Source organism: Nitrobacter winogradskyi (assembly GCF_006539545.1).
Lineage (GTDB): Bacteria > Pseudomonadota > Alphaproteobacteria > Rhizobiales > Xanthobacteraceae > Nitrobacter > Nitrobacter winogradskyi_A.
The window spans coordinates 1-22,840 of the sequence record NZ_BJNF01000042.1 but is presented as its reverse complement, the minus strand read 5'-3'; the positions used below and the strand labels follow the sequence as shown (position 1 = coordinate 22,840).

Genomic DNA, 22,840 nt, shown 5'->3' with positions numbered 1-22,840 from the left:
CGCAATGCCATGTCAGGAAGGCATCTTCGCATGACGACCGGCCTTGATGCGGAGCTGATCGAGCAGGGCCGGAAGCTGTTTGCCGGGGAATGGCAATTCATCTGGGCGTCGCCGTCGATCGAAACGCTGCCGCCGATGGCTGGCCTCGAGGTCGCATTCGCCGGACGCTCCAACGTCGGCAAGTCGAGCCTGATCAACGCGCTGACCGGCCGCAGCACGCTGGCGCGCACCTCACGCACCCCGGGGCGAACCCAGGAACTGATCTTCTTCGAGGGACCGAAGGGCGCCGATGTCCGGCTGGTCGACATGCCGGGCTATGGCTTTGCGTCGGCCCCGAAGGCCAGGATCGCGTCGTGGACGTCGTTGATTCACGATTTCCTGCTCGGCCGGGCGACGCTTGCGCGCGTTTATGTCCTGATCGATGCGCGCCACGGCATCAAGGACATCGACAAGACGGTTCTGGGCACCCTCGACCGATCCGCCGTGAGCTACCAGGTCGTGTTGACCAAGGCTGATGAGGTCAAGGCTGCTGAGATGGCGGAACGTACCGATACCACCAGGACGCAGCTTGCCAGCCACCCCGCGGCGTTCCCGGATGTGCTGGTGACCTCGTCACGGACGGGCGGCGGCATCCCGGAGCTGCGTGCCGCCATGGCCCGCCTGATAGGAGAGCATCGTCGATGACGCACCCCGGCTGGTTTCGAATCATCGTCATCGCGGCGGGGCTGATGGGCGCCGCCGGCGTCATCCTGGGGGCGGTCGCCGCTCACACCGCGGATGGTGGCAGGCTTGCGCTCTCGGCTTCATCCATGCTGTCGCTTCACGCCCCGGCCGCGATGCTGGCGGTGCTGCTGGCGGACCGGCAGATCATTCGTCCGCGCATCGGCCTCCTGGCGGCCGGCGGTTTTGTCGCAGGCGCGGTCCTGTTCGGCGCGGACATGATGGTGCGCCAGTTCCTCGGACATCACCTTTTCCCGAGGGCCGCTCCGACCGGAGGAACGCTGATGATCCTGAGCTGGCTTTTGCTCACGATCGCCGCGGTCCTGCCTCGCGCGGCGTCCCGTTCCGACCAGTCCGGATCCTGATCCGAAGCGGCTTTGCGGCCCTGCCGCCGATCGGTTATAGCGTTTTCGAGCGAAGCGGATTCCGGTTCGCGTTATGAAAACGCGTCAAACATAAAGATGGAGCCTCGCTTCTGATTCAATCAGAAGCGATTCTGCTCAGAACCAGCCTTATCCCCCGGCCAAGAGATCAGCTTCATGTCCGATGACAGCCGTATCAGCCCGCTCGACCAGGCGCGTATCCTGTCAGAGGCGCTGCCGCACATGCAGCGATATGACGAGGAGACCATCGTCATCAAGTACGGCGGCCATGCCATGGGCTCGGAGAACGTCGCCCGCCAGTTCGCCAGCGACATCGTGCTGCTCGAGCAGACCGCGATCAATCCGGTCGTGGTGCATGGCGGAGGCCCTCAGATCGCCGCCATGCTGCAACGGCTCGGGATCAAATCCGAATTCGCGGCCGGCCTGCGCATTACCGACGCCGCGACCATCGAAATCGTCGAGATGGTGCTTGCCGGCTCGATCAACAAGCAACTGGTCGGCTACATCAACGAGGCCGGGGGCAAGGCCGTCGGACTTTGCGGCAAGGACGGCAACATGGTCACCGCCGCGAAGGCCACGCGGATGCTGGCGGACCCGGATTCCAACATCGAGAAGGTCGTCGATCTCGGCTTTGTCGGCGAGCCCGAAAAGGTCGATCTGACGCTTCTGAATCAGTTGATCGGCCACGAATTGATTCCGGTTCTGGCGCCGCTGGCCACCTCGAAAGGCGGCCAGACGTTCAACGTCAATGCCGACATTTTCGCCGGGGCGGTGGCCGGCGCGTTGAAGGCCAAGCGGCTCCTGCTTCTCACCGACGTTCCCGGCGTGCTCGACAAGTCGAAGCAGCTCATTCCGGAGCTATCGATCAGCGACGCGCGCAAGCTGATCGCCGACGGGACGATTTCGGGCGGCATGATCCCGAAGGTCGAAACCTGCATTTACGCGCTCGAACAGGGCGTCGGCGGCGTCGTCATCATCGACGGGAAGACTCCTCACGCGGTTCTGCTGGAGCTCTTCACCAATCAGGGTACGGGAACGCTGATTCACAAGTGACCTGCGCGCAGCGACATCCTCACCGCGGTTTCAGTCATATCGACACATGGGTGTTCGATCTCGACAACACGCTCTATCCGCATCACGTCAACCTCTGGCAGCAGGTCGACGCCCGGATCGGCGAATATATCGGCCAGTTTCTCAACGTTGATCCCATCGAGGCCCGGCGTATTCAGAAAGATTACTATAAGCGCTTCGGCACAAGCATGCGCGGCATGATGACCGAGCATGGCGTCTCCCCCGATGACTATCTCGCTTACGTTCATCAGATCGACCACTCGCCGCTCGATCCCAACCCGGCGATGGGCGCGGCGATCGGAAGGCTTCCGGGCCGCAAGCTGATCCTGACCAACGGTTCGACCGCCCATGCCGGAAAGGTGCTGGAGCGGCTCGGTTTCGGTCATCACTTCGAGGCGGTGTTCGACATCATCGCCGCGGAGATGGAGCCGAAACCTTCACCGCGGACCTATCGTCGCTTTCTCGAACGCCATGATGTCGATGCCGCGAGAAGCGCGATGTTCGAGGATCTGGCGCGCAACCTCGTCGTTCCGCATGAACTCGGGATGACGACCGTGCTGGTGGTGCCGGACGGGACGCGCGAGGTCGTGCGCGAGGATTGGGAGATGGAAGGCCGCGGCGGTGCGCCGCATGTCGACCACGTCACCGACGACCTGTCCGGTTTTCTGGCGGGGCTGACGGCGCTCCCGGCTTGACCTTCCGATACCTCTCTTCCCTCTCCCACAAGGGGAGAGGGAAGAGAGGTGCCTTGACTCCCCGACGGCAAGTCCCGACAAAGCAGCATAGCCAATCCACGCATGCGTAGCAGAGCCACAGGGAATCCGATGTCACTCGCATCGCTCGAAACCACCATCAACGGCGCGTTCGACGCGCGCGAGACCATCACCCCGGCGACCAAGGGCGAAGTGCGCGATGCCGTCGATCAGGCGCTCGGCCTGCTCGACAAGGGCGAGGCGCGCGTCGCCGAGCGCGCGGCCGACGGCAAGTGGACGGTCAACCAGTGGCTCAAGAAGGCCGTGCTGCTGTCGTTCCGCCTCAACGACATGAGCGTCATTCCCGGCGGCCCCGGCAACGCCGCGTGGTGGGACAAGGTGCCGTCGAAGTTTGAGGGCTGGGACGAGAACAGGTTTCGTGACGCCGGCTTTCGCGCCGTGCCGGGTGCGATCGTTCGTCGCTCCGCCTTCATCGCAAGGAACGTCGTGTTGATGCCGTCGTTCGTCAATCTTGGCGCCTACGTCGACGAGAGCACCATGGTCGACACCTGGTGCACGGTGGGCTCCTGTGCCCAGATCGGCAAGCGGGTCCACATCTCCGGCGGCGCGGGCATCGGCGGCGTATTGGAGCCGCTGCAGGCAGGGCCTGTGATCATCGAGGACGATTGCTTCATCGGCGCGCGCTCGGAAGTGGCGGAAGGCGTGATCGTGCGCAAGGGCGCGGTGCTGTCGATGGGCGTTTTCCTCGGCGCCTCGACCAAGATCGTCGATCGGACGACCGGCGAGATCTTCATGGGCGAAGTGCCGGAATATGCGGTGGTGGTGCCGGGCGCGCTGCCGGGCAAGCCGCTGAGTAACGGCCAGCCTGGTCCGTCCACCGCCTGCGCGGTCATCGTCAAGCGCGTCGACGAACGCACGCGCTCCAAGACCGGGATCAACGAATTGCTGAGGGACTGATTACGACGATGGGAAACGACGCGCTTTCCATCGCTCGCGATCTCATCCGCTGCCCTTCGGTGACGCCGGCGGACGCCGGTGCGCTCGGCGTGCTCGAGCCGCTGCTCAAGAATGCCGGCTTTGATGTTCACCGGATCACCTTCAGCGAGCTGGGCGCTTCCGACATCGACAATCTCTATGCCCGCATCGGGACGACCGGCCCTCACATCGCGTTCGCCGGTCATACCGACGTCGTACCCCCAGGCGATGAAGGTGCGTGGACGCGTGGCGCGTTCTCGGGCGATGTGGTCGATGGTCTGCTCTATGGGCGCGGCGCGGTGGACATGAAGGGTGGGATCGCCTGCGGCGTCGCGGCGGCGCTGGACTATCTTGCGGCGCATGGCGGCCAGCCGGGGAAAGACGGCAGCGGCTCGATCTCGTTCCTGATCACAGGCGACGAGGAAGACATCGCCGTCAACGGCACCGTCAAGCTGCTGAAATGGGCCGCGGCGCGCGGCGAGAAATTCGATCACTGCGTGCTAGGCGAGCCCAGCAATGTCGAGGATCTCGGCGACTGCATCAAGATCGGCCGCCGCGGCTCACAGTCCGGCACGCTGTATGTTGACGGCGCGCAGGGTCACGTCGCTTACCCGCACCGCGCCTCGAATCCGATTCCGGATATCGCCGCGCTGATCACCGCGCTTGTGAGCGAGCCGCTGGATCAGGGCAGCGCCCAGTTCCAGCCGTCCAACCTGGAATTCACCTCGGTCGATGTCGGCAATCCGGCGGCCAATGTGATCCCGGGACAGGCGCGCGCGAGGTTCAACATCCGCTTCAACGATCATCACAATCAGCAATCGCTCCGTGCGCTGGTCGAGGCGCGTGTCGCGGGAGCCTCGGGCAACCGCATGCGGACCCGCATCGTGTGGGAGCCTTCGAATGCCGACGTGTTCCTGACCGAGCCCGGCCCGTTCACCGATCTCGTGGCCGCGGCCGTTGAGGATGTCACCGGCCGCAGGCCGGAGTTGAGCACGGGCGGCGGCACGTCGGACGCGCGTTTCATCAAGGATTATTGCCCGGTGATCGAGTTTGGTCTGGTCGGGCGGACCATGCACCAGATCGACGAGCGCGTTCCGATTGCCGATCTCGAAAAGCTGACGCGGATCTATCGCGGCGTGCTGGACCGCTACTTCGCATGAGCAGGATTCTCGTTCTCACGGCCATTGAAGATGAACTCGGCAGGGCGCGGCTTCCTGACGGCGTCAGGGTGATCTACACCGGCGTCGGCAAGATCAATGCCGCCAGCGCCGCCACGCTGGCGCTGCTGACGCTGCACCCAGATCTTGTCATCAACTACGGGACAGCGGGAAAGATCAACGAGACGCTCCGGGGCCTCGTGGAAGTATCAACCGTTGTCCAGCGCGACATGATGGCGATGCCGCTGGCGCCGCGCGGACGCACGCCTTTTGCTCCCGAGCTTGATCTTCTGAGGTCAGGGCAGGCCGGCGTCGTCTGCGGCACCGGCGACAGCTTTGTCACAAGCTCAGATCCATGGCTGATCGAGAACAACGTCGACATCGTTGACATGGAGTTGTTCGCGGTCGCGCAGGTGTGCCGGCGTCACGGTCTGCCGTGGCGTGCGTTCAAGTTCATTACCGACGACGCGAACGACCTCGCGCATCAGGACTGGACCGCTAATGTGAAGGATGGCGAGGGCCTGTTCTGGGATACGCTGGAACGGATTCGGTGAAGGACGGACCCGCGCAAAGTTCGCGCATGACAGCGATCATCGATCCCGCCCGAGGGGGATACTCCCCTCGTAATCGACCCGCGCGAGGTACAATCCGTCGGGCGGCGCCACCGGCCCGCACGCTTCGCGCCGCCGCGCGGCCAGCGCGCCGGACAGATCGTCGGCATTCCAGCGGCCATGCCCGACCCACACCAGCGAACCCACCATGGAGCGGACCTGGCTGTGCAGGTAGGAGCGCGCCGAGGTGATGATGCTGACATTGTCGCCGTTTCTGACCACGTCGAGCTGATCGAGCGTTTTTTCCGGCGATTTCGCCTGACATTCGGTGTCACGAAACGTCGTGAAATCGTGCTTGCCGAGCAGCCGCTGCGCGGCAGCGTGCATCGCCTCGGTATCGAGCGGCCGGGGCACGCGCCAGACCCGGCCCACGTCGATGGCGAGATTGGCGCGGCGATTGGCGATGCGATAAATGTAATGTCGCTTGCGTGCCGAGAAGCGCGCCTCGAAGCTGTCGGGCACGATCTCGGCTTCGAGCACGCCGATCGGATGCGGCCGCAGATGAGCGTTGAGTCCGTCGCGCAGCCGGTCCGGCATGAAATGCCTGGCGATATCGCAGTGCGCCACCTGCGCCAGCGCATGAACGCCTGCATCGGTGCGGCCCGCGCCGTGCACGCGGACATCATCACCGCAAATCGCCTTGACCGCCGCTTCCAGCGCGCCCTGCACCGATGGCCCGTTGGTCTGGTACTGCCAGCCGCAGAAGGGACCACCGTCATACTCGATGGTGAGTTTGTAGCGGGGCATCAGTCGAGCCGCAGCGGCGGCGTCAGCGGCGTGCCGTTCAGGAAGGCGGCGGCTTTCATCGGTGGCTTTCCCGCGCGCTGCAATTCGAGAACGCGGATCGCCCCATCCTTGCACGCAATGGTCAGGCGATCGTCGAGAAGGTCCCCCGGTGATCCCGCGCCTTCCGCCAGCTCACATCGCAGGATCTTCACGCGCGTGGGCTCCCCATCGACCGGCACCTCGCACCAGGCGCCTGGAAACGGTGACAGGCCATGAATGTGGCGCAGTACCTCGCGCGCAGGGTTGCTCCAAACGATGCGCGCTTCGGCCTTGTCGATCTTGGCGGCGTAGGTGAGGGCATAGGCGAGGCCTTGTTCGCTTTGCGCCGTCAGCCGCAACTCGCCGCGCTCCAGAGCGTTCATCGCCCGCGCCATCAGATCGGCCCCCAGCGGCGCGAGCGCGTCATGCAGATCGGAAGCGGTCATCGCATCGGTGATAGGGATCCGCTCGGTCATGGCGACGTCGCCGGTGTCGAGGCCGGCATCCATCTTCATGACCATGACGCCGCTTTCGGCGTCGCCGGCCATGACGGCGCGGTTGATCGGCGCGGCGCCGCGCCAGCGCGGCAGCAGCGATGCGTGCAGATTGTAGCAACCGTATCGCGGGGCATCGAGGATCGCCTGCGGCAGGATCAGGCCGTAGGCGACGACGACCGCGGCATCCGCTCCGTGCGAACGAAACTGGTCCTGCGTTTCCTGCGTCTTCAGCGTTCTCGGCGTCAGCACGGGAAGGCCGAGCCGCTGCGCTTCACGCGCCACGGGGCTCGGCTGCAACTTCATGCCGCGGCCGGCGGGTCTTGCCTCGCGGGTGTAGACGGCCGCGAACTCGTGGCCGTGGGCCACGAGTTGCTGCAGGGTCGGCACCGCGAAATCGGGCGTGCCCATGAAGATCAGGCGAAGCGGCATCTCATTGATTATCTGCGCGGCAAAAGCCGCTTTTATCTCGCGGCGAGCTTGGCGGCCTTGGTGAACTTCTTCATCACGCGGTCGCGTTTCAGTTTCGAGAGGTGGTCGACAAACAGCACGCCGTTGAGATGGTCGATCTCGTGCTGGATGCAGGTGGCGAAAAGACCCTCGGCATCCTCTTCCTGCACCTTGCCGTCGAGATCGGTGAAGCGAACCCGTACCCGCGCCGGCCGCTCGACCGCCTCGTAATATTCGGGGATCGACAGGCAGCCTTCTTCGTAGACCGAGAGTTCCTCCGACGCGGACAGGATTTCCGGGTTGATGAAAACCCTCGGTCGCGGCGTCAGTTCACCTTCCTCGTCGCGTTTGGCGAGGTCCATGGTGACGATGCGCAACGGCTGCGCGATCTGGATGCCAGCCAGTCCGATGCCGGGCGCGTCGTACATGGTCTCGAACATGTCGTCGGCGAGCTTGCGGATCTCCGGCGTCACCGTCTCGATCGGCCGGGATACGAGGCGCAACTGCTTGTCCGGAAGGATGATTATTTCGCGAATAGCCATGCAGGGCGATGTAATCCCCGGGCCTGCCGGGGTCAATCCGCGAGCCGCTCCGATCACTTGGCCATCACGGGCAGGCCGCGTTGAGCTTTCGTTAACCTTCAGATGTTCTTGCTTAGTTCGCGTACAGCGTTTGCCCCGCGGTTTTCAGGTCAGGAGATTCGGAACTGTTTCGCCGCCACTGTTACGTCAACTCCAGGCCGGGAGGGTCATCTTGGAATCTCGCGCCCCGCGAATCTGCTAACACCATCGCATGACCGCTCCGGACGCCGCCGCCCCGATCGTATCCGATGTTGCGCCCCGCGCGTCATGGCGCGAGAGCATGGCGGTCTATCTGCAGCCGCGCGTCCTCATCGTGATGATGCTCGGCTTCTCGTCCGGCCTGCCGTTGGCGCTGTCGGGCTCGACGCTGCAGATATGGATGACCGAATCCGGCATCGACCTGCGCGCGATCGGTCTGTTCGTCCTGGTCGGCACGCCCTATACGCTGAAGTTCCTGTGGGCGCCGCTGGTCGATGCCCTGCACATCCCGCTGCTGACGCGCCGGTTCGGCCGCCGGCGCGGCTGGCTTGTCTTCTCGCAACTGCTTCTGATCGCGGCGATCCTGCTGCTGGCCTCAACCGACCCGGCGAAGGCGCCGTGGTTCGTCGCGCTCGGCGCGCTGCTGGTAGCGGCGACATCGGCGACGCAGGACATCGTGGTCGATGCTTTCCGCGTCGAGAGCCTGCCGGAAAGCGAGCAGGCCGCCGGCATGGCCGCCTACGTTGCCGCCTACCGCATCGGCATGCTGGTTTCGACCGCCGGGGCTCTTTTCTTCGTCAGCGCGCTCGAAGGGACGGGTCTGGTCCGCGCCTCCGCCTGGGCGTGGGGCTATGTCGGCATGGCGGCGATGGTTCTGATCGGCACCATCACGGCGCTCATCGCCACCGAGCCCGAGCAATCCGTGCGCGCCGAACTGGCGACACGTGCCAAGGGCGGTTTCGCGCGCGTCATGAACGCCGCGGTCGGCGCATTCTCCGAGTTTATCGCCAGGAAGGATGCGCTCGCGGTCCTGGTTTTCATCGTGCTGTTCAAGTTCACCGACGCGTTTTCCGGCAGCATGACCGCGCCGTTCGTCATTGACCTCGGTTTCACCCGCAACGACTACGCCGCCATCGTGAAGGGGGTCGGTCTTGCCGCGACGCTGATCGGCGGCTTTGCCGGCGGCTTCGTGGCGCGGCGCTATCCGCTGGCGGCAAGCCTGTGGATCGGCGGCATTTTGCAGGCGGTGGCGAACCTGTCGTTTTCATGGCTGGCGATGGTTGGCGTCGATCAGTGGGCGCTGGCTCTCGCCATCACGGCGGAGAATTTCACCAGCGCCATCGGCACGGTGATCTTCGTCGCCTATCTGTCCGCGCTGTGCCGCAATCCGCTGCACACCGCCACCCAGTATGCGTTGCTGACGGCGCTTGCCGCGGTCGGCCGGACCTACCTGTCCGCCAGTGCCGGATTCGTCGCCGAGGCCACGGGGTGGCCGCTGTTCTTTATGATCTGCATGCTGGCGGCGTTGCCGAGCCTGATTTTGTTGGCCTGGTTGCAGCGGCGCGGTCACTTTGCCGCGCTGCAGGCTTGAACCGTAAACAGACCAAGATAACGCGGCGGGGTCATTTCCCGATCATGTCCTTCGCCGCGATCAAGCCGCCGCCCGCGATCAGCACGGCGGCCGCCGCGAGTGCCGCGGTCGGCTTCGCGAATCCCGCCAGTATCAGGAACGATGTCGAAAGCAGCGGCGTCGCATAGGCGGCCGCGCCGAGCACGCGAATGTCGCCGCGCTTCATGCCGATGTCCCAGACATAGAAGGCAAGGCCCACGGGACCGATGCCGAGCGCGGCGATCGCGAGCCACTGTGCCGCGCCGTCCGGCCAAACCGTCTGCTCTATGAGCAGATGCGCGACCGCCGCCAGCGCGGCTGTCGCCAGGCAAAAGCCCGCGACGACGTCGGTTGGAACCGAGGCCAGTCGTCGCGACAGCACCGAATACGCGGCCCAGACGAACGCGGCCATGAACGCCGCCGCAAGACCGGACATCTCAGCGCGTCCGAAGACGATCGAGGTGTTGCCCGCAAACAGCAGAACCGTTCCGGAAAGCCCCAGCATCGAGCCGATCAGATGATGCGGCGCCAGCCGCTCGCCCGGCAGCATCGCGGAGAACAGCACGATCAACAGCGGCCAGAGATAATTCAGCAGACCCGCTTCGGCGGGCGGCGCCTGTCGCAGCGCGATGAAATACAGCGCATGATAGCCGAACAGCCCGCCGACTCCCACGAGCCATACGGCCGCCGGCTGTCGCAAAGCACGGAAACCGCCGGGGCGAAACAGCCAGCTCACGCAGCCGGCAAGGCCGCCGATCGCGAAAGTCATCGCCGCGAGTTGAAACGCGGGGATGCGCCCGGTCGCGACCGTCATGACCGCGAGCAGCGACCACATCAGGATGGCCGTGAGGCCGATGAGCGTGGCGGTGCGCGAGGTCATGGGCTGAAGCTGCTTGTCCCTCGTCAAGGCCGGGGTCAAGCCCGGCCATGACAACCTTTGTTGGGAGCAAGTCAATCGCGCCCGCGGCGGATGCCGACCGCTTCCTACGCCAGATATTGCCCGCCATTGACGGAAAGCGTCGAGCCGGTGATGAAGCCGGCGTCGTCGGCGGCGAGGAACACCACCGCGCGCGCGATCTCCTCCGGCTCGCCGAGGCGGGTCACCGGAATCTGCGGCAGGATGCTTTTCTCGATGACATCCTTCGGCACCGCCTGCACCATCTCGGTGTTGATGTAACCCGGGCAGATTGCGTTCACGGTGATTCCGGTCTTGGCGTTCTCCAGTGCCAAGGCCTTGGTGAAGCCGATCTCACCGGCCTTCGCCGCCGAATAGTTCACCTGGCCGAACTGGCCTTTCTGGCCATTGATCGACGAGATGTTGATGATGCGGCCGAACTTGCGCGCGCGCATCCCCTCGATCAGCGGGCGGGTCATGTTGAACAGCGAGCCGAGATTGGTGTTGATGACCGCGCTCCACTGCTCGGACGTCATCTTGTGGAAGGCCGTGTCCTTGGTGATGCCGGCATTATTCACGAGCACCTCGACGGGACCGAGGCCTGCTTCAACCTGCTTGATGCCGTCGGCGCAGGCCTCAAACGAGGCGACGTCCCATTTGTGGACGGGAATGCCGGTTTCCGCCTTGAACTTTTCCGCCGCCGCGTCGTTGCCGGCGTAGCTCGCCGCAACTTTGTATCCGGCCGCTTTCAGCGCTTTGCTGATCGCCCCGCCGATTCCGCGAGTCCCTCCGGTTACCAGCGCCACTCGTGCCATCGCGTCATCCTCCTGAAGAGCAAGTCGAAATCGTCATGACCGTCCAAAGACCCTGGAGATTGGAAATGCCCGGTGGGTGACCGGGCATTTCATCCTCAATACGAGCTGCGGTGACTTCACCGTCATCTGAAACGCCCGCTGCCGCTCAGCCGCGCTCGACGCACATCGCGATGCCCATGCCACCGCCGATGCATAGCGTGGCAAGGCCCTTCCTGGCGTCTCTCTTCTGCATTTCGTGAAGCAAGGTCACCAGCACGCGCGCGCCGGAGGCGCCGACCGGATGGCCGAGGGCGATCGCGCCGCCATTGACGTTGACCCTGGAGGTATCCCAGCCGAGATCCTTGTTGACGGCGCAGGCCTGCGCGGCGAAGGCCTCATTAGCCTCGATGAGGTCGAGGTCTCCGATCGCCCAGCCTGCTTTTTTCAGCGCGGCTCGGGACGCCGGAATCGGGCCGGTGCCCATGATCTTCGGGTCGACGCCGGCATGGGCCCAGGAAACGATGCGGGCGAGGGGAGTCTTGCCTTCTTTCGCCGCCTGTGCGGCCGACATCAGCACCACGGCAGCGGCGCCATCATTGATTCCCGACGCGTTCGCCGCGGTTACAGTGCCATCCTTTTCAAAAGCGGGTCGCAGCTTGCCGATGGAGTCGGCCGTCACGCCGGCCTTCGGATATTCGTCCGTATCGACCACGATATCGCCTTTGCGGTTTTTGACGGTGACGGAGACGATCTCGTCCTTGAAGCGGCCTGCCTTCTGCGCCGCCTCCGCCTTGTTCTGCGAAGCGGCGGCGAACTCGTCCTGCTGCTGGCGGGTGATCTGGTATTGGCGAGCGACGTTCTCGGCGGTGTTGCCCATGTGGTAGCCGTTGAACGCGTCCCACAGCCCGTCCCTGATCATGGTGTCGATCAGTTCGAGGTTGCCCATCTTCACGCCGCCGCGCAGGTGCTGCGCGTGCGGCGCCATGCTCATGGATTCCTGTCCCCCGGCGACGACGATGTCCGAATCCCCGTTAAGGATGGCCTGATAACCGAGCGCGACGGTGCGAAGGCCAGAACCGCAAAGCTGATTGACGCCCCAGGCCGGGCTTTCCACCGGAATGCCAGCGCCGATCGACGCCTGACGCGCCGGATTCTGGCCCTGCGCCGCGGTTAGAATCTGGCCCATGATGACCTCGGAAACCCGTCCGGGCTCGATTCCCGCCCGCTCCAGCGCGGCCTTGATGGCGACAGCGCCGAGCGCGTGGGCTGGCGTCGTGGCAAGCGCGCCGTTGAAACTTCCCACCGGAGTGCGGGCGGCGCTGACGATGACGACATCGTCCGACATGGACATCTCCTGGAACTTGAGTGACTTGATATTCGATGATGACACGCCCGCGCGGGCGGGTCGTGATCGCGTTGGATGTATCCTGTTGGCCTCACGAGAGTGTGTCAATCGCGCCGGTGGCCGGAAGTTGCGCCCGTACGTGATCGTGAGCACCTACAATGTTGGAGAATTAACTGTTTTCTATAAAACGGTAGCCGAAGCGTGCTGAAAGTGCTTACTTTGCTGCAATGCGTTACGTGTAAACCCCATCGTGGACGCCGGCGGGGTCCTCGGTAGGGATGTGTAGACCGATGGCGAAATCAGAGACACCAACCACAATCAAGAAATATGCGAACCGGCGGCTCTATAACACCGGCACCAGCACCTATGTGACGCTCGAGGATCTCGCGGCGATGGTCAAGCAGGGCGAGGATTTCCTTGTGTTCGATGCAAAGAGCGGAGACGATATCACCCGCTCGGTGCTGGCGCAGATCATTTTCGAACAGGAGAACAAGACGGGGCAGAACCTGCTCCCGACCACGTTCCTTCGGCAATTGATCCGTTTCTACGGAGACAGCATGCAGATGGTGGTGCCGAAATATCTCGAACGATCGATCGACCTGCTGACCCGCGAGCAGGAGAAGTTCCGCAAACAATTGACAAACAGCTTCAGCGGCACGCCGTTCGCGCCGCTCGAAGAGCATGTCCGCCGCAACATGGAGCTTTTCGAGCGCACCTTCTCGATGTTCAAGCCGTTCGTGCCGCCCCGCGGCGGGACCGCCGCGCCCGAGCCGGAGAAAACGCCCGATACTCCCGATCCCGGTGACAATATCGAAGATCTTCGCCGGCAGATGAAAGAGATGCAGGATCGCCTGGAGCGGATGTCGAAAGAGCCGAAGAAGGAGGAGTAGGCGTCGAGTCCGCGATCATAATCGACCAGACCACGCTGAGAGCGCCGTCCGACGCTTCCATTTTCGGATAGGACCAGTTCGCGGCCGCTGCAATTCACGACCGGGCAAAGATGAACAGACGGCGGGGACAGTACAATGGCCGACCAGGATGACGTCCTCGACCTGATCGACGATTCAGGGGCTGATCGTCCGGACGCATCGACGGTGCGCAAATGGAAGGTCGCCGTGATCGACGACGATCGGGCCGTGCATGAAGGTACGCGCTTTGCGCTAAGCGATTACAGCCTCCACGGACAGACGCTGAATATCCTTTCCGCCTATTCCGCGGCGGAGGGGCGTGAGTTGATGCGCGCGCATCCTGACATCGCCGCGGTGCTTCTCGATGTGATCATGGAGACCGACGAAGCCGGGCTTGATCTCGTCGAGTTCATCCGCAACGACCTGCGGAACGAAACCGTGCGCATCATCCTGCGCACCGGGCAGCCGGGCCAGGCGCCGGAGCGCCGCGTTATCGTCGACTACGACATCAACGATTACAAGGCCAAAACGGAACTCACCGCGGACAAGCTGTTCACCTCGCTGACCGCGGCGCTGCGCAGCTATCAGCAGCTCGAGCGGATGGTGCAGACCCGCCGCGGCCTCGAAATCATCATCGATGCCGCCTCGACGCTCTATGATTTCAAGTCGATGCAGCGCCTCGCCGAGGGAGTCCTGACGCAGCTTGCGTCACTTTTGAACGTCGACTGCGCGGGCATTCTGGTGTTGCGCGACGGCGGCGCTGATGATGACGACTTTTCGGTGCTTGCCGGATCCGGCTGCTACAGGCGCTTCAGCGACGCGGAGGGGCAGGCATCGCTCGATTACGATCTCAAGCAGACGGTCGAAGACGCCTTCCGGCGTCGCAAGCATGAATTCGTCGATCACCGCTCCATTCTCTATATCCGCACGGGCAGCGGTCGCGAGGTCGTGATCCTGCTGCAGGCCGAGTGCGATCTGTCGGATACCGACCGCTCGCTGGTCGAAATCTTCGGCAGCCGGCTGTCGATCGCTTTCGACAACGTGATCCTTTATCAGCAATTGCAGGACGCCAACGCGCAGCTCGAAGACCGCGTCGCGCAACGCACGCGCGCGTTGATGCAGGCCAATCGCAGGCTTTCCGCGCAATGGCTGCGGTTGCAGCGGGCCAACGGGTTCAAGAACGAGATTTTGGGGACCGTGGCGCACGACTTGAAGAATCCGCTCGGGGTCATTCTGGGAAGGGCCGAAATGCTTGCCGAGCTTATCGGCGCGGGCTCGTCCGGAGACACCGTCACCGTGCAGATCAATCATATTCGTGACGCCACGCGGCGCCTGATCGCGATGGTCGATGACCTGATTTCGGACGCCATGGCGGACGCTTTCGATATCACGATAAGGCACGAGCCGGTGGATGTCGCGGCGCTGGTCGCCGAGGTCGCCGAGGCCAACCAGCCTCCCGCGCTCAACAAGCAGCAGACCATCACCGTGTCGGCGCCCGCCGGACAGATCACGATGTGCGATCAGGACCGGATGCGCGAGGCGATCGACAATCTCGTCAGCAACGCGATCAAGTACAGCCCGGTGGGAGGAAGGATCACGCTGCTGGTCGACCACGACGCGGGCAACACCATCATTCGCATCACGGACGAGGGCGCCGGCCTTTCACCGGAGGATCTGGGGCGACTGTTCGGCCGCTTCCAGCGATTATCCGCGAAACCCACCGCCGGGGAAAGCTCCACCGGTCTCGGCCTGTCGATCGTGAAACGGATCGTCGACATGCATGATGGCCAGATCAGAGCCGATAGCGGTGGCCCCGGACAGGGGGCAGCCTTCACCATCATCCTGCCTGCTGCGACCTGACATGAACCGGAATCCGCATATCATTGTGGTTGACGATGAGGCGCCTGCCCGCGAGATGGTCGGCGACTATCTCAAGATGCATGGCTTCGCGATCACGCTGTGCGATGGCGGCCGCAGCTTGCGGGAGGCGATCGGCAGGACGGCCCCGGATCTCGTGGTGCTCGACCTGAACATGCCGGAGGAGGACGGCCTCTCGATCATTCGTGATCTCAAAAGCCGTACCAACATCCCGGTGATCATGCTGATGGCGACGGCCAGCCCGATCGATCGCGTCGTCGGTCTCGAACTCGGCGCCGACGACTACGTGGCGAAACCGTGCGAATTGCGTGAACTGATGGCCCGCATCCGCTCGGTGCTGCGGCGAAGCGCGCCGAAGGCGGAAGGCGCGCCTGATGGCGTCGCCGCCAGGCCGGCGGGTCAGCTTGTGCGCTTCGGCACCAAATGGCTCGATCCGGAAGCCCAGGCCTTGCGTGACGACGAAGGCAATGAACACCCGCTCACGGCATCGGAATTCGGTCTGTTGAAGGTCTTCGCCGCCAATCCGAAGCGGGTTCTGTCGCGCGAGCGGCTGCTGGAGTTGGCGAATGCACGCGACAGCGAAGCCTTCGATCGGGCGATTGATCTGCGGATCATGCGGATCCGCCGCAAGATCGAGCCCGACCCCGCAAAACCGGCGGTGATCCGGACCATCCGTGGCGGCGGTTATCTGTTTTCGCCCTCCGGCGACAAGACCTGAATCGCCGACAACCGCCCGATGACTCACAAAAATAAAATATAATCAATAACTTATGCGCATTCTGACGGCCCTGGCGGGCTCGCTTTCGCGGGATTCCCGTCATGTCCCGCCGCCCGGTCTGGTCTATCAGACGCCGAAAAGCTCAGGCGCTTCGCCACTGATTTGTTTCATCGCCGGCGAGGGACGAAACAAATTTCTCCTCCGCGAAACCATTTTTCGCTTTCTGAGCAGACGTTCTGAAACGCGGGACGGCTAACAATCTGCCCAACAATAAAGGGGAGCCGTCATGCAAAACGTCATCGCGATCAGCGCCGTCGCTTGCCAGGGTATTGTCGCCGCTCAGACAACCACAGACGCGATGCTTCTTGAGCAGATTGCCGACGGCGACCGCTCGGCGATGCATACGCTGTATTTGCGGCATAACGTTCGGGTCTATCGTTTCGTGCTGCGCAGCCTGCGCGACGCAACGGCGGCCGAAGATATTGTCAGCCAGGTATTTCTCGACGTCTGGCGTACTGCCGACCAGTTCGAGGGCCGTTCACGCGTATCCACGTGGCTGCTGTCGATCGCCCGGTTCAAGACGCTGACAGCGATGCGCCAGCGTCGCCATGAAGATATCGACCAGGAAAATGTCCGGGAGATCGCCGATGGCGCTGATACGCCCGAGACGTCGCTCGATCGCAGCAATGTCAGCGCCATTCTGCGCGCCTGCATCGCCAAGCTGTCCCCGGCGCATCGCGAGATCATTCATCTCGTCTATTATCACGAGAAGACGGTCGAGGAAGCCGGTGAGATCATCGGTATCCCGCCGAGCACCGTGAAGACCCGTATGTTCTATGCCCGCAAGCAACTCGCGACGCTTTTGAAAGGCGCGGGTCTCGCGACGCTGGCGGCCTGACCAGACACTTGTTTGGCGGCCGCAACGCGGGACGGCATGTTGCCTTTAACTGCTCAGGTTTTCGCTTCTGGTTGGATCAAAAGCGAAGCCTGAGATTGTTGGTCTGGCGCGTTTTCCTTGCGCGACCCGGATTCCATCCTTGGGTCAAGCCGGAGCACATTCAGCCCTCTCCCGTCATCAATGCGGCGTTGCCGCCGGCGGCTGCGGTATTCACCGTCACGGTCTGTTCGGTGGCGAACCGGGTGAGATAGTGCGGGCCGCCGGCCTTGGGTCCGGTTCCCGACAGGCCATGGCCGCCGAATGGCTGCACCCCGACCACGGCGCCGATCATGTTGCGGTTGACATAGATGTTGCCGACCTGAAGGCGATCGATCACCGCTTCCACCGTATCGTCAATGCGCGAGTGGATGCCGAGCGTCAGGCCATAGCCGGTATCGGCAATGGTCTCCAGAACGCCATCGAGAGCGGAGGAACTGTAGCGCACGATGTGAAGGATCGGTCCGAACACCTCTTCGGTCAGGCGCCGCGCGTCGTTCAGTTCGAAAATATGCGGCGCGACGAAGTTGCCCGATGACGGTGCGGACCCTGCGAAATGGACGCGGGCCTCGCGCGTCATGCGCGCGATATGGGAATCCAGCCGTTTCTTGGCGTCGCCGTCGATCACCCAGCCGACATGCGTGGCGGGATCCGACGGATCGCCGATCTTCAGCTCGCGCGCCGCGCCAACGATCATCTCGATCATGCGGTCAGCCACGTCCTCTTGAACGAACAGAAGCCGCAGCGCGGAGCAACGCTGCCCGGCGGAGCGGAATGCCGACGTCACGACATCGTCGGCGACCTGCTCGGGCAGTGCGGTGGCGTCGGCGATCATGGCATTGATGCCGCCGGTCTCGGCGATCAGCGGCACGATGGGGCCGTCCTTCCCGGCGAGCACGCGATTGATGGATCGCGCCACCTCCGTCGAACCGGTGAACACCACCCCCGCGATGTCGCGATGCGCGACGAGCGCGGCTCCGATGTGTCCGTCGCCCTGAATCAGGTGGAGCGCCTTCACCGGGATCCCGGCTTCATGCAACAGGCGCACGGCCTCCGCTGCGATTCGCGGCGTCTGCTCGGCCGGCTTTGCGACAACGGCATTCCCCGCCATCAGCGCCGCCGTCACCTGACCCATGAAGATCGCCAGCGGAAAATTCCACGGCGAGATCGCGGCAAAGACGCCGCGTCCGCGCAGCCGTAGCGTATTGCGTTCGCCGGTCGGCCCCGGCAGCGATTGCGCCTCGCCGAAAAGCCTGCGGCCTTCCGCGGCGTAGTAGCGGCAGAAGTCGGCGGCTTCGCGAACCTCGGACACGCAATCATCCAGCGTCTTGCCGCCTTCTCTTTGCAGCAGGGCGATGAAACGCGCCGATCGCTGCTCCAGCAAGTCGGCCGCGCGCTCCAGAGCCGCCGCCCGCACAGCCGCCGGTGTGCGGCTCCACGATGAAAACCCGCTGCGCGCGGTGGCGGCGGCTCGGTGCACATCGATCGGTTCCCTATCGTTGACCGGCGCGACTGAGGCACGTTCAGCAGCAACCTCGGCGACCAGCCGGTTGACGGCGGCGCGCTCGCCGAATTCGATTCCGCGCGAGTTGATGCGCTCCGGCTGGAAAAGATCGCGCGGCAATGGAATCCTGGCGTGCCCGGCGTTGTCGGCGCTTCCTATGATATCGGCCGGCCTTCGCAGCAGCGTCTCCAGCGGTACATCGGGATCGGAGGCTGTTGCGACGAAGGAGGAGTTGGCTCCGTTCTCGATCAGGCGACGCACCAGATAGGCGAGCAGGTCACGGTGACTGCCGACCGGTGCGTAGATGCGGCAAGCGATTGCGGGGCGATCCTTGCAGAGCACGGCGTAGAGCGCTTCGCCCATGCCGTGCAGGCGCTGGAATTCGAAGCCGCTCTCTCTATCCATATCCGTCAGTTCGAGAAGCGTGGCGACGGTGAGGGCATTGTGGGTCGCGAATTGCGGAAAGAGGCGCGGGCGTAGCGCCAGCAGTTTGCGCGCGCAGGCGAGGTAATTCAGGTCCGTCATCGCCTTGCGGGTGAACACGGGATAGCCTTCGATCCCGCGCTCCTGCGCGCGCTTGATCTCGGTGTCCCAGTATGCGCCTTTCACCAGGCGAACCATCATCCGCCGGTTCAGCGCTCGTGCGAGATCGTCGATATAGTCGATCACCGCGCCGGCGCGTTTCTGATAGGCCTGGACGGCGAGGCCGAAGCCGCTCCAGCCGGCGAGCGAGCGGTCGGCGGCAATGGCGGCCACCACGTCGAGCGAAAGCTCCAGCCGATCGGCTTCCTCCGCATCGACCGTGAAGACGAGATCGAGCGCCTTGGCGCGCCGGGCGAGGTCGATGGCGCGTGGCACCAGCTCCGCCATCACCCGTCCCCGGCTGACCGCCTCATAGCGCGGATGCAGCGCCGACAGCTTGACCGAAATGCCGGGGCGGTCGGGCAGCGGATTGTCGCCGGCGCCGCGGCCGATCGCCTCGATCGCGGCGGCGTAGGAATCGAAATAGCGGTCCGCATCCGCTGTGGTGCGCGCGCCCTCGCCGAGCATGTCGAAGGAGTAGCGGGCGCATCCCGCGGAATGCGCGTGCGCCCGTTCAAGTGCAGCCTCGATGGTCTCGCCCAGCACGAAGTGACTGCCCATCAGCCGCATCGCCTGCCGGGTCGCCGCGCGGATCGCCGGAACGCCGAGCCGCTTGGCAAGCCGCCCGATGGTTCCCTGCGGCGTCTCGCCCGGCTGGATGACCCGCGCCGACAATCCAAGCGCCCAGGCGGAGGCGTTGACCAGGAAGGCGCTGGATCTGGTCTCGTGGTGGATGAAGTCACCCTGCCCGAGCCGGTCCTCGATGAATCTGTCCGCTGTCTCGGCATCGGGCACCCGCAGCAGCGCCTCGGCGAGGACCATCAGTGCGAGCCCCTCTTTGGTGGAGAGGGCAAATTCGCGCAGCATGTCCTCGACGCCGCCCAGCGGGTCGTCGTTTTGCCTGATCGCGCCGATCAGGCGTCGAGCCGTCTGATCGATCCGCATTTCCTGTTCAGGCGTCAGCCGCGCCCCGGCGAGCAACCGCTTCGCGATCGTCCGGTCATTCGGAGCGTAGGGGACCGAGAACGGTGGCGGAGGCTGGGGCGACATCGGCGATCCCCGGATCACGATGATTCTGGATTGAACCGATACAAGCTGAGGAAGGTGATCTGTTCCCGATTGGAGAAGGAGCGTGTGCGAAGATCCCCGGTCGCTTCCTGCGCGACCTTGCCGTGGGGATCCCTGTAATTATCGCCGGCGGGTTCAGTCTGCGCGGTGAGCGGAGACCTGATGGCGTCGGCGGAGCCGATGTCGTTCGCACCGGAATGCATCGCGTTGCGTTGGCGCGCTTCTATCCGGGTCTGATGGATCGTGGTCGCGTCAAACCTTCAGGTTTTCGGCCGACGTCTTGCCCCGGTTGGCAACTTCCTCGAATTCAACGGTCTGGCCCTCATTCAGCGTTGAAAGACCGGCTCTCTCGACGGCTGAAATATGGACGAACACATCCTTGCCACCTCCGGCCGGCTGGATGAAACCATAACCTTTGGTCGGGTTGAACCACTTCACAGTACCCTTAGCCATTCCCAAGTCTCCGCAGGATTGAAACAGTCGTCGGTCCCCGGGAAACCGGCTTGTCCGACGGCGCACGCACGATACGCGGTCTCGGGGCTGCTTGATAGATCAAACACACAGGCTGCAACACCTGGGGGAAATTCTGCGGGGAATCGGTAGAATTTTGCCACAATTCAGGGCCTCCGCGGCACAGTTTGAATCCGAAGCTGCAAACCGTGCGCTAGCCGCGCGCTGGGTTCGGCTTCAGCGGAACCGGCCCGCCAGGGCTGCGGACAAGACTTGTCGATGCCGCGCCGATCAGGAGCAGAATCGCGGCCGACCAGAAGGCCGCCGCGTAACTTCCTGTCTCGACCCGCAAATAGCCGCCGAGATATACGGCGATGGCTGCGAGTATCTGATGCAGGAACCATACGGTCCCGAGTATGCTGCCCATGGCGTTTGCGCCGAAGAGGTCCCCGATCAGTCCGGTCTTCAACGGAATGATGGGCATGGACGACAGGCCGTAGGCAAGAGCGAACGCATAGAGTTGCCAAACCTCCGTCGAGACGGCGAGGAAGGCAAGCGAGAGCGCGCGGACCAGATAGAGGCCGATCAGCAGGTTCTTCTTGCCGACCCGTCCGGCCAGTTGGCCGCACGTCCACATCGAAATCGCGCTTGCGCCAGCGGCAAGGCCGAGAACCTGTCCGCCCGTGGCAAGGTTTGCCCCGAGATCAACGGCGAAACGCGGTAGATGGATCACGACGAGATAAAGCGAGTATCCGCAGGTCACGAAGCCGAAGGTCGCTGCCCAAAAATCCGGGCTTCTGACGGCTTGTGAAAGGGAGGCTGATTTCGGCGGCGTAAAGGTGGAAAGCTCATCGCCGTCCGGCGCCTGGTTGATCTCGTCCGGCGAACTGCGTGCAACGAACAGAACGAGCGGGACAATCACCACGATCATCAAAACGCCGAGCCCAAGAAACGCCCCGCGAAAACCAGAGACGACGATAAGCCATCCCGTAAGCGGAAGGAAAACAAGCTGGCCGATGTTCATGCCCATTGCGCTTCGAGCCAGCATCCGTGCTCGTCCCCGGACATACCATCGCGCAACGAGGACCGAATTGGCCATGGACCCGCAGCCGGCGAAGCCAATGGCGGCGAGCACTCCATAGTAAAGATAGAACTCCCAAACCGTTGAAATCGTCGAGGACAACAGAAAGGCTGTTCCCATGAGGGCAGCGCTTGCCACGATGACGGGCTTGGCGCCGAAACGGTCGATCAGCCGTCCCATGAGCGGCTGGAAGATCCCCCATACAATCATGTTGAGAGCTGCCGCTGAACTCAACGCGGAGAGTCCCCATCCGAACTCCTGCGCCAACGGCGCGAAAAACTGGCCACCGCTCAGGTTGAGGCCGAATGCCCCCATGAGCGTCACGAAGGCGATGGCGACGATCCATGGTCCGTGGAAATGCTGCGTTTTCTGCATGTTCTTTCCATATGCTACCGGCCACCCGGTAGTTTTTTGGTGAAAAATTTAGGGGAGCATCCTGATGCTCGTCTCGAGCGCCCGGCGGAGATGTTGGGGATCGTGGTAGAGGCGCATCATCATGATCGCCCCCTGGATGTGTGCAACTGAATCGAAAGCCAGATCGCGAGCCTTGCTCTCTCCATGCTGGGGAGTGAGCAGATGAGCGATGGCTTTGGCCCAATCGTCAAAATAAGAGCGTAACGGCTCCTGGAAGCGCGGCGCGCGTTCCGTCAGCGCCAGCGCGAAGTTTCCCAGGAGGCATCCGCCCTCCCGGTCGTCGAAGTAGTTGAACGTGGCTTCGCAGAGCGTATGGAGTCTTTGTCTGGCGGTGGCGTTGTCGCGGTAGGCGTTAATAAAGAGGTGCTTCCGAAAATGCTCGTGGATGCGCTCGATCGCCGCCAGCACCAAGCCATCCTTCTCCGGGAAGTGGTGATAGAGGCTGGCCTTGCGGATTCCGCAGGCATCCGCGATCTGCGCCATCGACGTATCGTCGTAGCCACCGACCCGGAACAGTTCGGCGGCGCGAGTGACGATCTCGTTGCGCTCGATCTTGGCCATGAAAAATCCTACCGTACGGCAGGTAGCCTATCAGTTTATTCGCTGACGGCAAGATGAGATTTGCGGGTAGCTCTTGGCCTCACTGACCGCGAGCGGGCCGGCGATGCGATTCGAGGAGCGGTTGAAGCGGCTTCCCTATAATCAAACTGACGTACCCGCTTACGCTTAAGCATCTGAGTAACATGCGCAGGCGAAAGAGC

23 protein-coding genes are annotated in these 22,840 nt (G+C 63.5%); 12 read left to right on the top strand and 11 right to left on the bottom strand.

What is annotated here, in order from left to right:
- Window positions 1-30: 30 nt before the first annotated feature.
- From yihA to NWI01_RS08610, 7 genes are all read left to right on the top strand, one after another.
- Window positions 31-684, top strand: a complete 654-nt coding sequence (gene yihA, locus NWI01_RS08640; RefSeq protein ID WP_141383468.1) for a ribosome biogenesis GTP-binding protein YihA/YsxC — start codon at window positions 31-33, stop codon at window positions 682-684.
- Window positions 681-1,085 (top strand): DUF423 domain-containing protein, encoded by a 405-nt coding sequence (locus tag NWI01_RS08635; protein ID WP_141383467.1) that lies wholly within the window; start codon window positions 681-683, stop codon window positions 1,083-1,085. Before yihA ends, NWI01_RS08635 begins: the two co-directional genes overlap by 4 nt.
- Before the next feature lie 174 nt (window positions 1,086-1,259).
- On the top strand, window positions 1,260-2,156 hold the full coding sequence (gene argB, locus NWI01_RS08630) for an acetylglutamate kinase (protein WP_141383466.1): 897 nt from the start codon (window positions 1,260-1,262) through the stop codon (window positions 2,154-2,156).
- Complete coding sequence (locus NWI01_RS08625) at window positions 2,153-2,869, top strand: pyrimidine 5'-nucleotidase (RefSeq protein WP_141383465.1); 717 nt, start codon at window positions 2,153-2,155, stop codon at window positions 2,867-2,869. The genes argB and NWI01_RS08625 overlap by 4 nt, the downstream gene beginning before the upstream one ends.
- A gap of 129 nt (window positions 2,870-2,998) precedes the next feature.
- On the top strand, window positions 2,999-3,844 hold the full coding sequence (gene dapD, locus NWI01_RS08620) for a 2,3,4,5-tetrahydropyridine-2,6-dicarboxylate N-succinyltransferase (protein ID WP_141383464.1): 846 nt from the start codon (window positions 2,999-3,001) through the stop codon (window positions 3,842-3,844).
- 8 nt (window positions 3,845-3,852) lie between these two features.
- Window positions 3,853-5,022: a succinyl-diaminopimelate desuccinylase gene (gene dapE, locus NWI01_RS08615; RefSeq protein ID WP_141383463.1), complete on the top strand. Its 1,170-nt coding sequence runs from the start codon at window positions 3,853-3,855 to the stop codon at window positions 5,020-5,022.
- The gene (locus NWI01_RS08610; RefSeq protein ID WP_141383462.1) at window positions 5,019-5,573 is read left to right on the top strand and encodes a phosphorylase family protein; all 555 of its coding nucleotides are present in this window, start codon (window positions 5,019-5,021) and stop codon (window positions 5,571-5,573) included. The genes dapE and NWI01_RS08610 overlap by 4 nt, the downstream gene beginning before the upstream one ends.
- A gap of 36 nt (window positions 5,574-5,609) precedes the next feature.
- Here NWI01_RS08610 and truA read toward each other — a convergent pair whose 3' ends face one another.
- Genes truA through def form a run of 3 tightly spaced genes read right to left on the bottom strand, consistent with a single transcriptional unit; the run spans window position 5,610 to window position 7,881 of the window.
- Window positions 5,610-6,377, bottom strand: a complete 768-nt coding sequence (truA, locus tag NWI01_RS08605; RefSeq protein WP_141383461.1) for a tRNA pseudouridine(38-40) synthase TruA — start codon at window positions 6,375-6,377, stop codon at window positions 5,610-5,612.
- Window positions 6,377-7,321 (bottom strand): methionyl-tRNA formyltransferase, encoded by a 945-nt coding sequence (gene fmt, locus NWI01_RS08600; protein WP_141383460.1) that lies wholly within the window; start codon window positions 7,319-7,321, stop codon window positions 6,377-6,379. Before fmt ends, truA begins: the two co-directional genes overlap by 1 nt.
- 32 nt (window positions 7,322-7,353) lie before the next feature.
- Window positions 7,354-7,881, bottom strand: coding sequence for a peptide deformylase (gene def / locus NWI01_RS08595; protein ID WP_141383459.1), 528 nt, complete (start codon window positions 7,879-7,881; stop codon window positions 7,354-7,356).
- Window positions 7,882-8,131: 250 nt separating this feature from the next.
- Here def and NWI01_RS08590 point away from each other — a divergent pair, with 250 nt between their 5' ends.
- A complete protein-coding gene (locus tag NWI01_RS08590; RefSeq protein WP_141383458.1) occupies window positions 8,132-9,490 on the top strand; it encodes an AmpG family muropeptide MFS transporter in 1,359 nt (452 codons plus the stop codon).
- Between the two features lie 31 nt (window positions 9,491-9,521).
- On the opposite strand, the gene yddG is transcribed toward NWI01_RS08590, so the two are convergent.
- The 3 genes from yddG to NWI01_RS08575 all read right to left on the bottom strand — a co-directional run bounded on the left by yddG (window position 9,522) and on the right by NWI01_RS08575 (window position 12,542).
- Window positions 9,522-10,388: an aromatic amino acid exporter YddG gene (yddG, locus tag NWI01_RS08585; protein ID WP_141383457.1), complete on the bottom strand. Its 867-nt coding sequence runs from the start codon at window positions 10,386-10,388 to the stop codon at window positions 9,522-9,524.
- Window positions 10,389-10,492: 104 nt separating this feature from the next.
- Window positions 10,493-11,218, bottom strand: coding sequence for an acetoacetyl-CoA reductase (gene phbB / locus NWI01_RS08580; RefSeq protein ID WP_141383456.1), 726 nt, complete (start codon window positions 11,216-11,218; stop codon window positions 10,493-10,495).
- A gap of 145 nt (window positions 11,219-11,363) precedes the next feature.
- Window positions 11,364-12,542, bottom strand: coding sequence for an acetyl-CoA C-acetyltransferase (locus NWI01_RS08575; protein ID WP_141383455.1), 1,179 nt, complete (start codon window positions 12,540-12,542; stop codon window positions 11,364-11,366).
- Between the two features lie 290 nt (window positions 12,543-12,832).
- Here NWI01_RS08575 and phaR point away from each other — a divergent pair, with 290 nt between their 5' ends.
- The 4 genes from phaR to NWI01_RS08555 all read left to right on the top strand — a co-directional run bounded on the left by phaR (window position 12,833) and on the right by NWI01_RS08555 (window position 16,944).
- Complete coding sequence (gene phaR, locus NWI01_RS08570; RefSeq protein WP_141383454.1) at window positions 12,833-13,432, top strand: polyhydroxyalkanoate synthesis repressor PhaR; 600 nt, start codon at window positions 12,833-12,835, stop codon at window positions 13,430-13,432.
- A 135-nt stretch (window positions 13,433-13,567) separates the two neighbouring features.
- A complete protein-coding gene (locus NWI01_RS08565; RefSeq protein ID WP_141383453.1) occupies window positions 13,568-15,310 on the top strand; it encodes an ATP-binding response regulator in 1,743 nt (580 codons plus the stop codon).
- Between the two features lies 1 nt (window position 15,311).
- Entirely contained in the window at window positions 15,312-16,046 is a 735-nt protein-coding gene (locus NWI01_RS08560) for a response regulator (RefSeq protein ID WP_141383452.1), read from the top strand.
- 286 nt (window positions 16,047-16,332) lie between these two features.
- Window positions 16,333-16,944 carry a sigma-70 family RNA polymerase sigma factor gene (locus tag NWI01_RS08555; protein WP_141383451.1) on the top strand — a complete coding sequence of 204 codons (612 nt, stop codon included), beginning with the start codon at window positions 16,333-16,335 and terminating at the stop codon, window positions 16,942-16,944.
- 160 nt (window positions 16,945-17,104) lie between these two features.
- On the opposite strand, the gene putA is transcribed toward NWI01_RS08555, so the two are convergent.
- The 5 genes from putA to NWI01_RS20070 form a co-directional block, all read right to left on the bottom strand.
- The gene (putA, locus tag NWI01_RS08550; protein WP_141383450.1) at window positions 17,105-20,116 is read right to left on the bottom strand and encodes a bifunctional proline dehydrogenase/L-glutamate gamma-semialdehyde dehydrogenase PutA; all 3,012 of its coding nucleotides are present in this window, start codon (window positions 20,114-20,116) and stop codon (window positions 17,105-17,107) included.
- Window positions 20,117-20,130: 14 nt separating this feature from the next.
- The gene (locus tag NWI01_RS08545; RefSeq protein ID WP_141383449.1) at window positions 20,131-20,337 is read right to left on the bottom strand and encodes a hypothetical protein; all 207 of its coding nucleotides are present in this window, start codon (window positions 20,335-20,337) and stop codon (window positions 20,131-20,133) included.
- 49 nt (window positions 20,338-20,386) lie between these two features.
- Window positions 20,387-20,587: a cold-shock protein gene (locus NWI01_RS08540; protein WP_011316219.1), complete on the bottom strand. Its 201-nt coding sequence runs from the start codon at window positions 20,585-20,587 to the stop codon at window positions 20,387-20,389.
- 211 nt (window positions 20,588-20,798) lie between these two features.
- Complete coding sequence (locus NWI01_RS08535; protein WP_141383448.1) at window positions 20,799-22,040, bottom strand: MFS transporter; 1,242 nt, start codon at window positions 22,038-22,040, stop codon at window positions 20,799-20,801.
- Window positions 22,041-22,088: 48 nt separating this feature from the next.
- Window positions 22,089-22,640, bottom strand: a complete 552-nt coding sequence (locus tag NWI01_RS20070) for a TetR/AcrR family transcriptional regulator (RefSeq protein WP_141383447.1) — start codon at window positions 22,638-22,640, stop codon at window positions 22,089-22,091.
- Window positions 22,641-22,840: the final 200 nt, after the last annotated feature.

What these genes read in the sequence shown, in the direction of transcription:
- NWI01_RS08575 (WP_141383455.1), bottom strand. Translation starts at nt 12,542, where the DNA reads ATGTCGGACGATGTCGTCATCGTCAGCGCCGCCCGCACTCCGGTGGGA.
- fmt (WP_141383460.1), bottom strand. Translation starts at nt 7,321, where the DNA reads ATGCCGCTTCGCCTGATCTTCATGGGCACGCCCGATTTCGCGGTGCCG.
- phbB (WP_141383456.1), bottom strand. Translation starts at nt 11,218, where the DNA reads ATGGCACGAGTGGCGCTGGTAACCGGAGGGACTCGCGGAATCGGCGGG.
- argB (WP_141383466.1), top strand. Translation starts at nt 1,260, where the DNA reads ATGTCCGATGACAGCCGTATCAGCCCGCTCGACCAGGCGCGTATCCTG.
- def (WP_141383459.1), bottom strand. Translation starts at nt 7,881, where the DNA reads ATGGCTATTCGCGAAATAATCATCCTTCCGGACAAGCAGTTGCGCCTC.
- dapD (WP_141383464.1), top strand. Translation starts at nt 2,999, where the DNA reads ATGTCACTCGCATCGCTCGAAACCACCATCAACGGCGCGTTCGACGCG.
- NWI01_RS08555 (WP_141383451.1), top strand. Translation starts at nt 16,333, where the DNA reads ATGCAAAACGTCATCGCGATCAGCGCCGTCGCTTGCCAGGGTATTGTC.
- NWI01_RS08635 (WP_141383467.1), top strand. Translation starts at nt 681, where the DNA reads ATGACGCACCCCGGCTGGTTTCGAATCATCGTCATCGCGGCGGGGCTG.
- yihA (WP_141383468.1), top strand. Translation starts at nt 31, where the DNA reads ATGACGACCGGCCTTGATGCGGAGCTGATCGAGCAGGGCCGGAAGCTG.
- NWI01_RS08535 (WP_141383448.1), bottom strand. Translation starts at nt 22,040, where the DNA reads ATGCAGAAAACGCAGCATTTCCACGGACCATGGATCGTCGCCATCGCC.
- NWI01_RS08565 (WP_141383453.1), top strand. Translation starts at nt 13,568, where the DNA reads ATGGCCGACCAGGATGACGTCCTCGACCTGATCGACGATTCAGGGGCT.
- NWI01_RS08540 (WP_011316219.1), bottom strand. Translation starts at nt 20,587, where the DNA reads ATGGCTAAGGGTACTGTGAAGTGGTTCAACCCGACCAAAGGTTATGGT.
- NWI01_RS08590 (WP_141383458.1), top strand. Translation starts at nt 8,132, where the DNA reads ATGACCGCTCCGGACGCCGCCGCCCCGATCGTATCCGATGTTGCGCCC.
- NWI01_RS08560 (WP_141383452.1), top strand. Translation starts at nt 15,312, where the DNA reads ATGAACCGGAATCCGCATATCATTGTGGTTGACGATGAGGCGCCTGCC.
- putA (WP_141383450.1), bottom strand. Translation starts at nt 20,116, where the DNA reads ATGTCGCCCCAGCCTCCGCCACCGTTCTCGGTCCCCTACGCTCCGAAT.
- yddG (WP_141383457.1), bottom strand. Translation starts at nt 10,388, where the DNA reads ATGACCTCGCGCACCGCCACGCTCATCGGCCTCACGGCCATCCTGATG.
- dapE (WP_141383463.1), top strand. Translation starts at nt 3,853, where the DNA reads ATGGGAAACGACGCGCTTTCCATCGCTCGCGATCTCATCCGCTGCCCT.
- NWI01_RS08610 (WP_141383462.1), top strand. Translation starts at nt 5,019, where the DNA reads ATGAGCAGGATTCTCGTTCTCACGGCCATTGAAGATGAACTCGGCAGG.
- NWI01_RS20070 (WP_141383447.1), bottom strand. Translation starts at nt 22,640, where the DNA reads ATGGCCAAGATCGAGCGCAACGAGATCGTCACTCGCGCCGCCGAACTG.
- NWI01_RS08545 (WP_141383449.1), bottom strand. Translation starts at nt 20,337, where the DNA reads ATGCATTCCGGTGCGAACGACATCGGCTCCGCCGACGCCATCAGGTCT.
- phaR (WP_141383454.1), top strand. Translation starts at nt 12,833, where the DNA reads ATGGCGAAATCAGAGACACCAACCACAATCAAGAAATATGCGAACCGG.
- truA (WP_141383461.1), bottom strand. Translation starts at nt 6,377, where the DNA reads ATGCCCCGCTACAAACTCACCATCGAGTATGACGGTGGTCCCTTCTGC.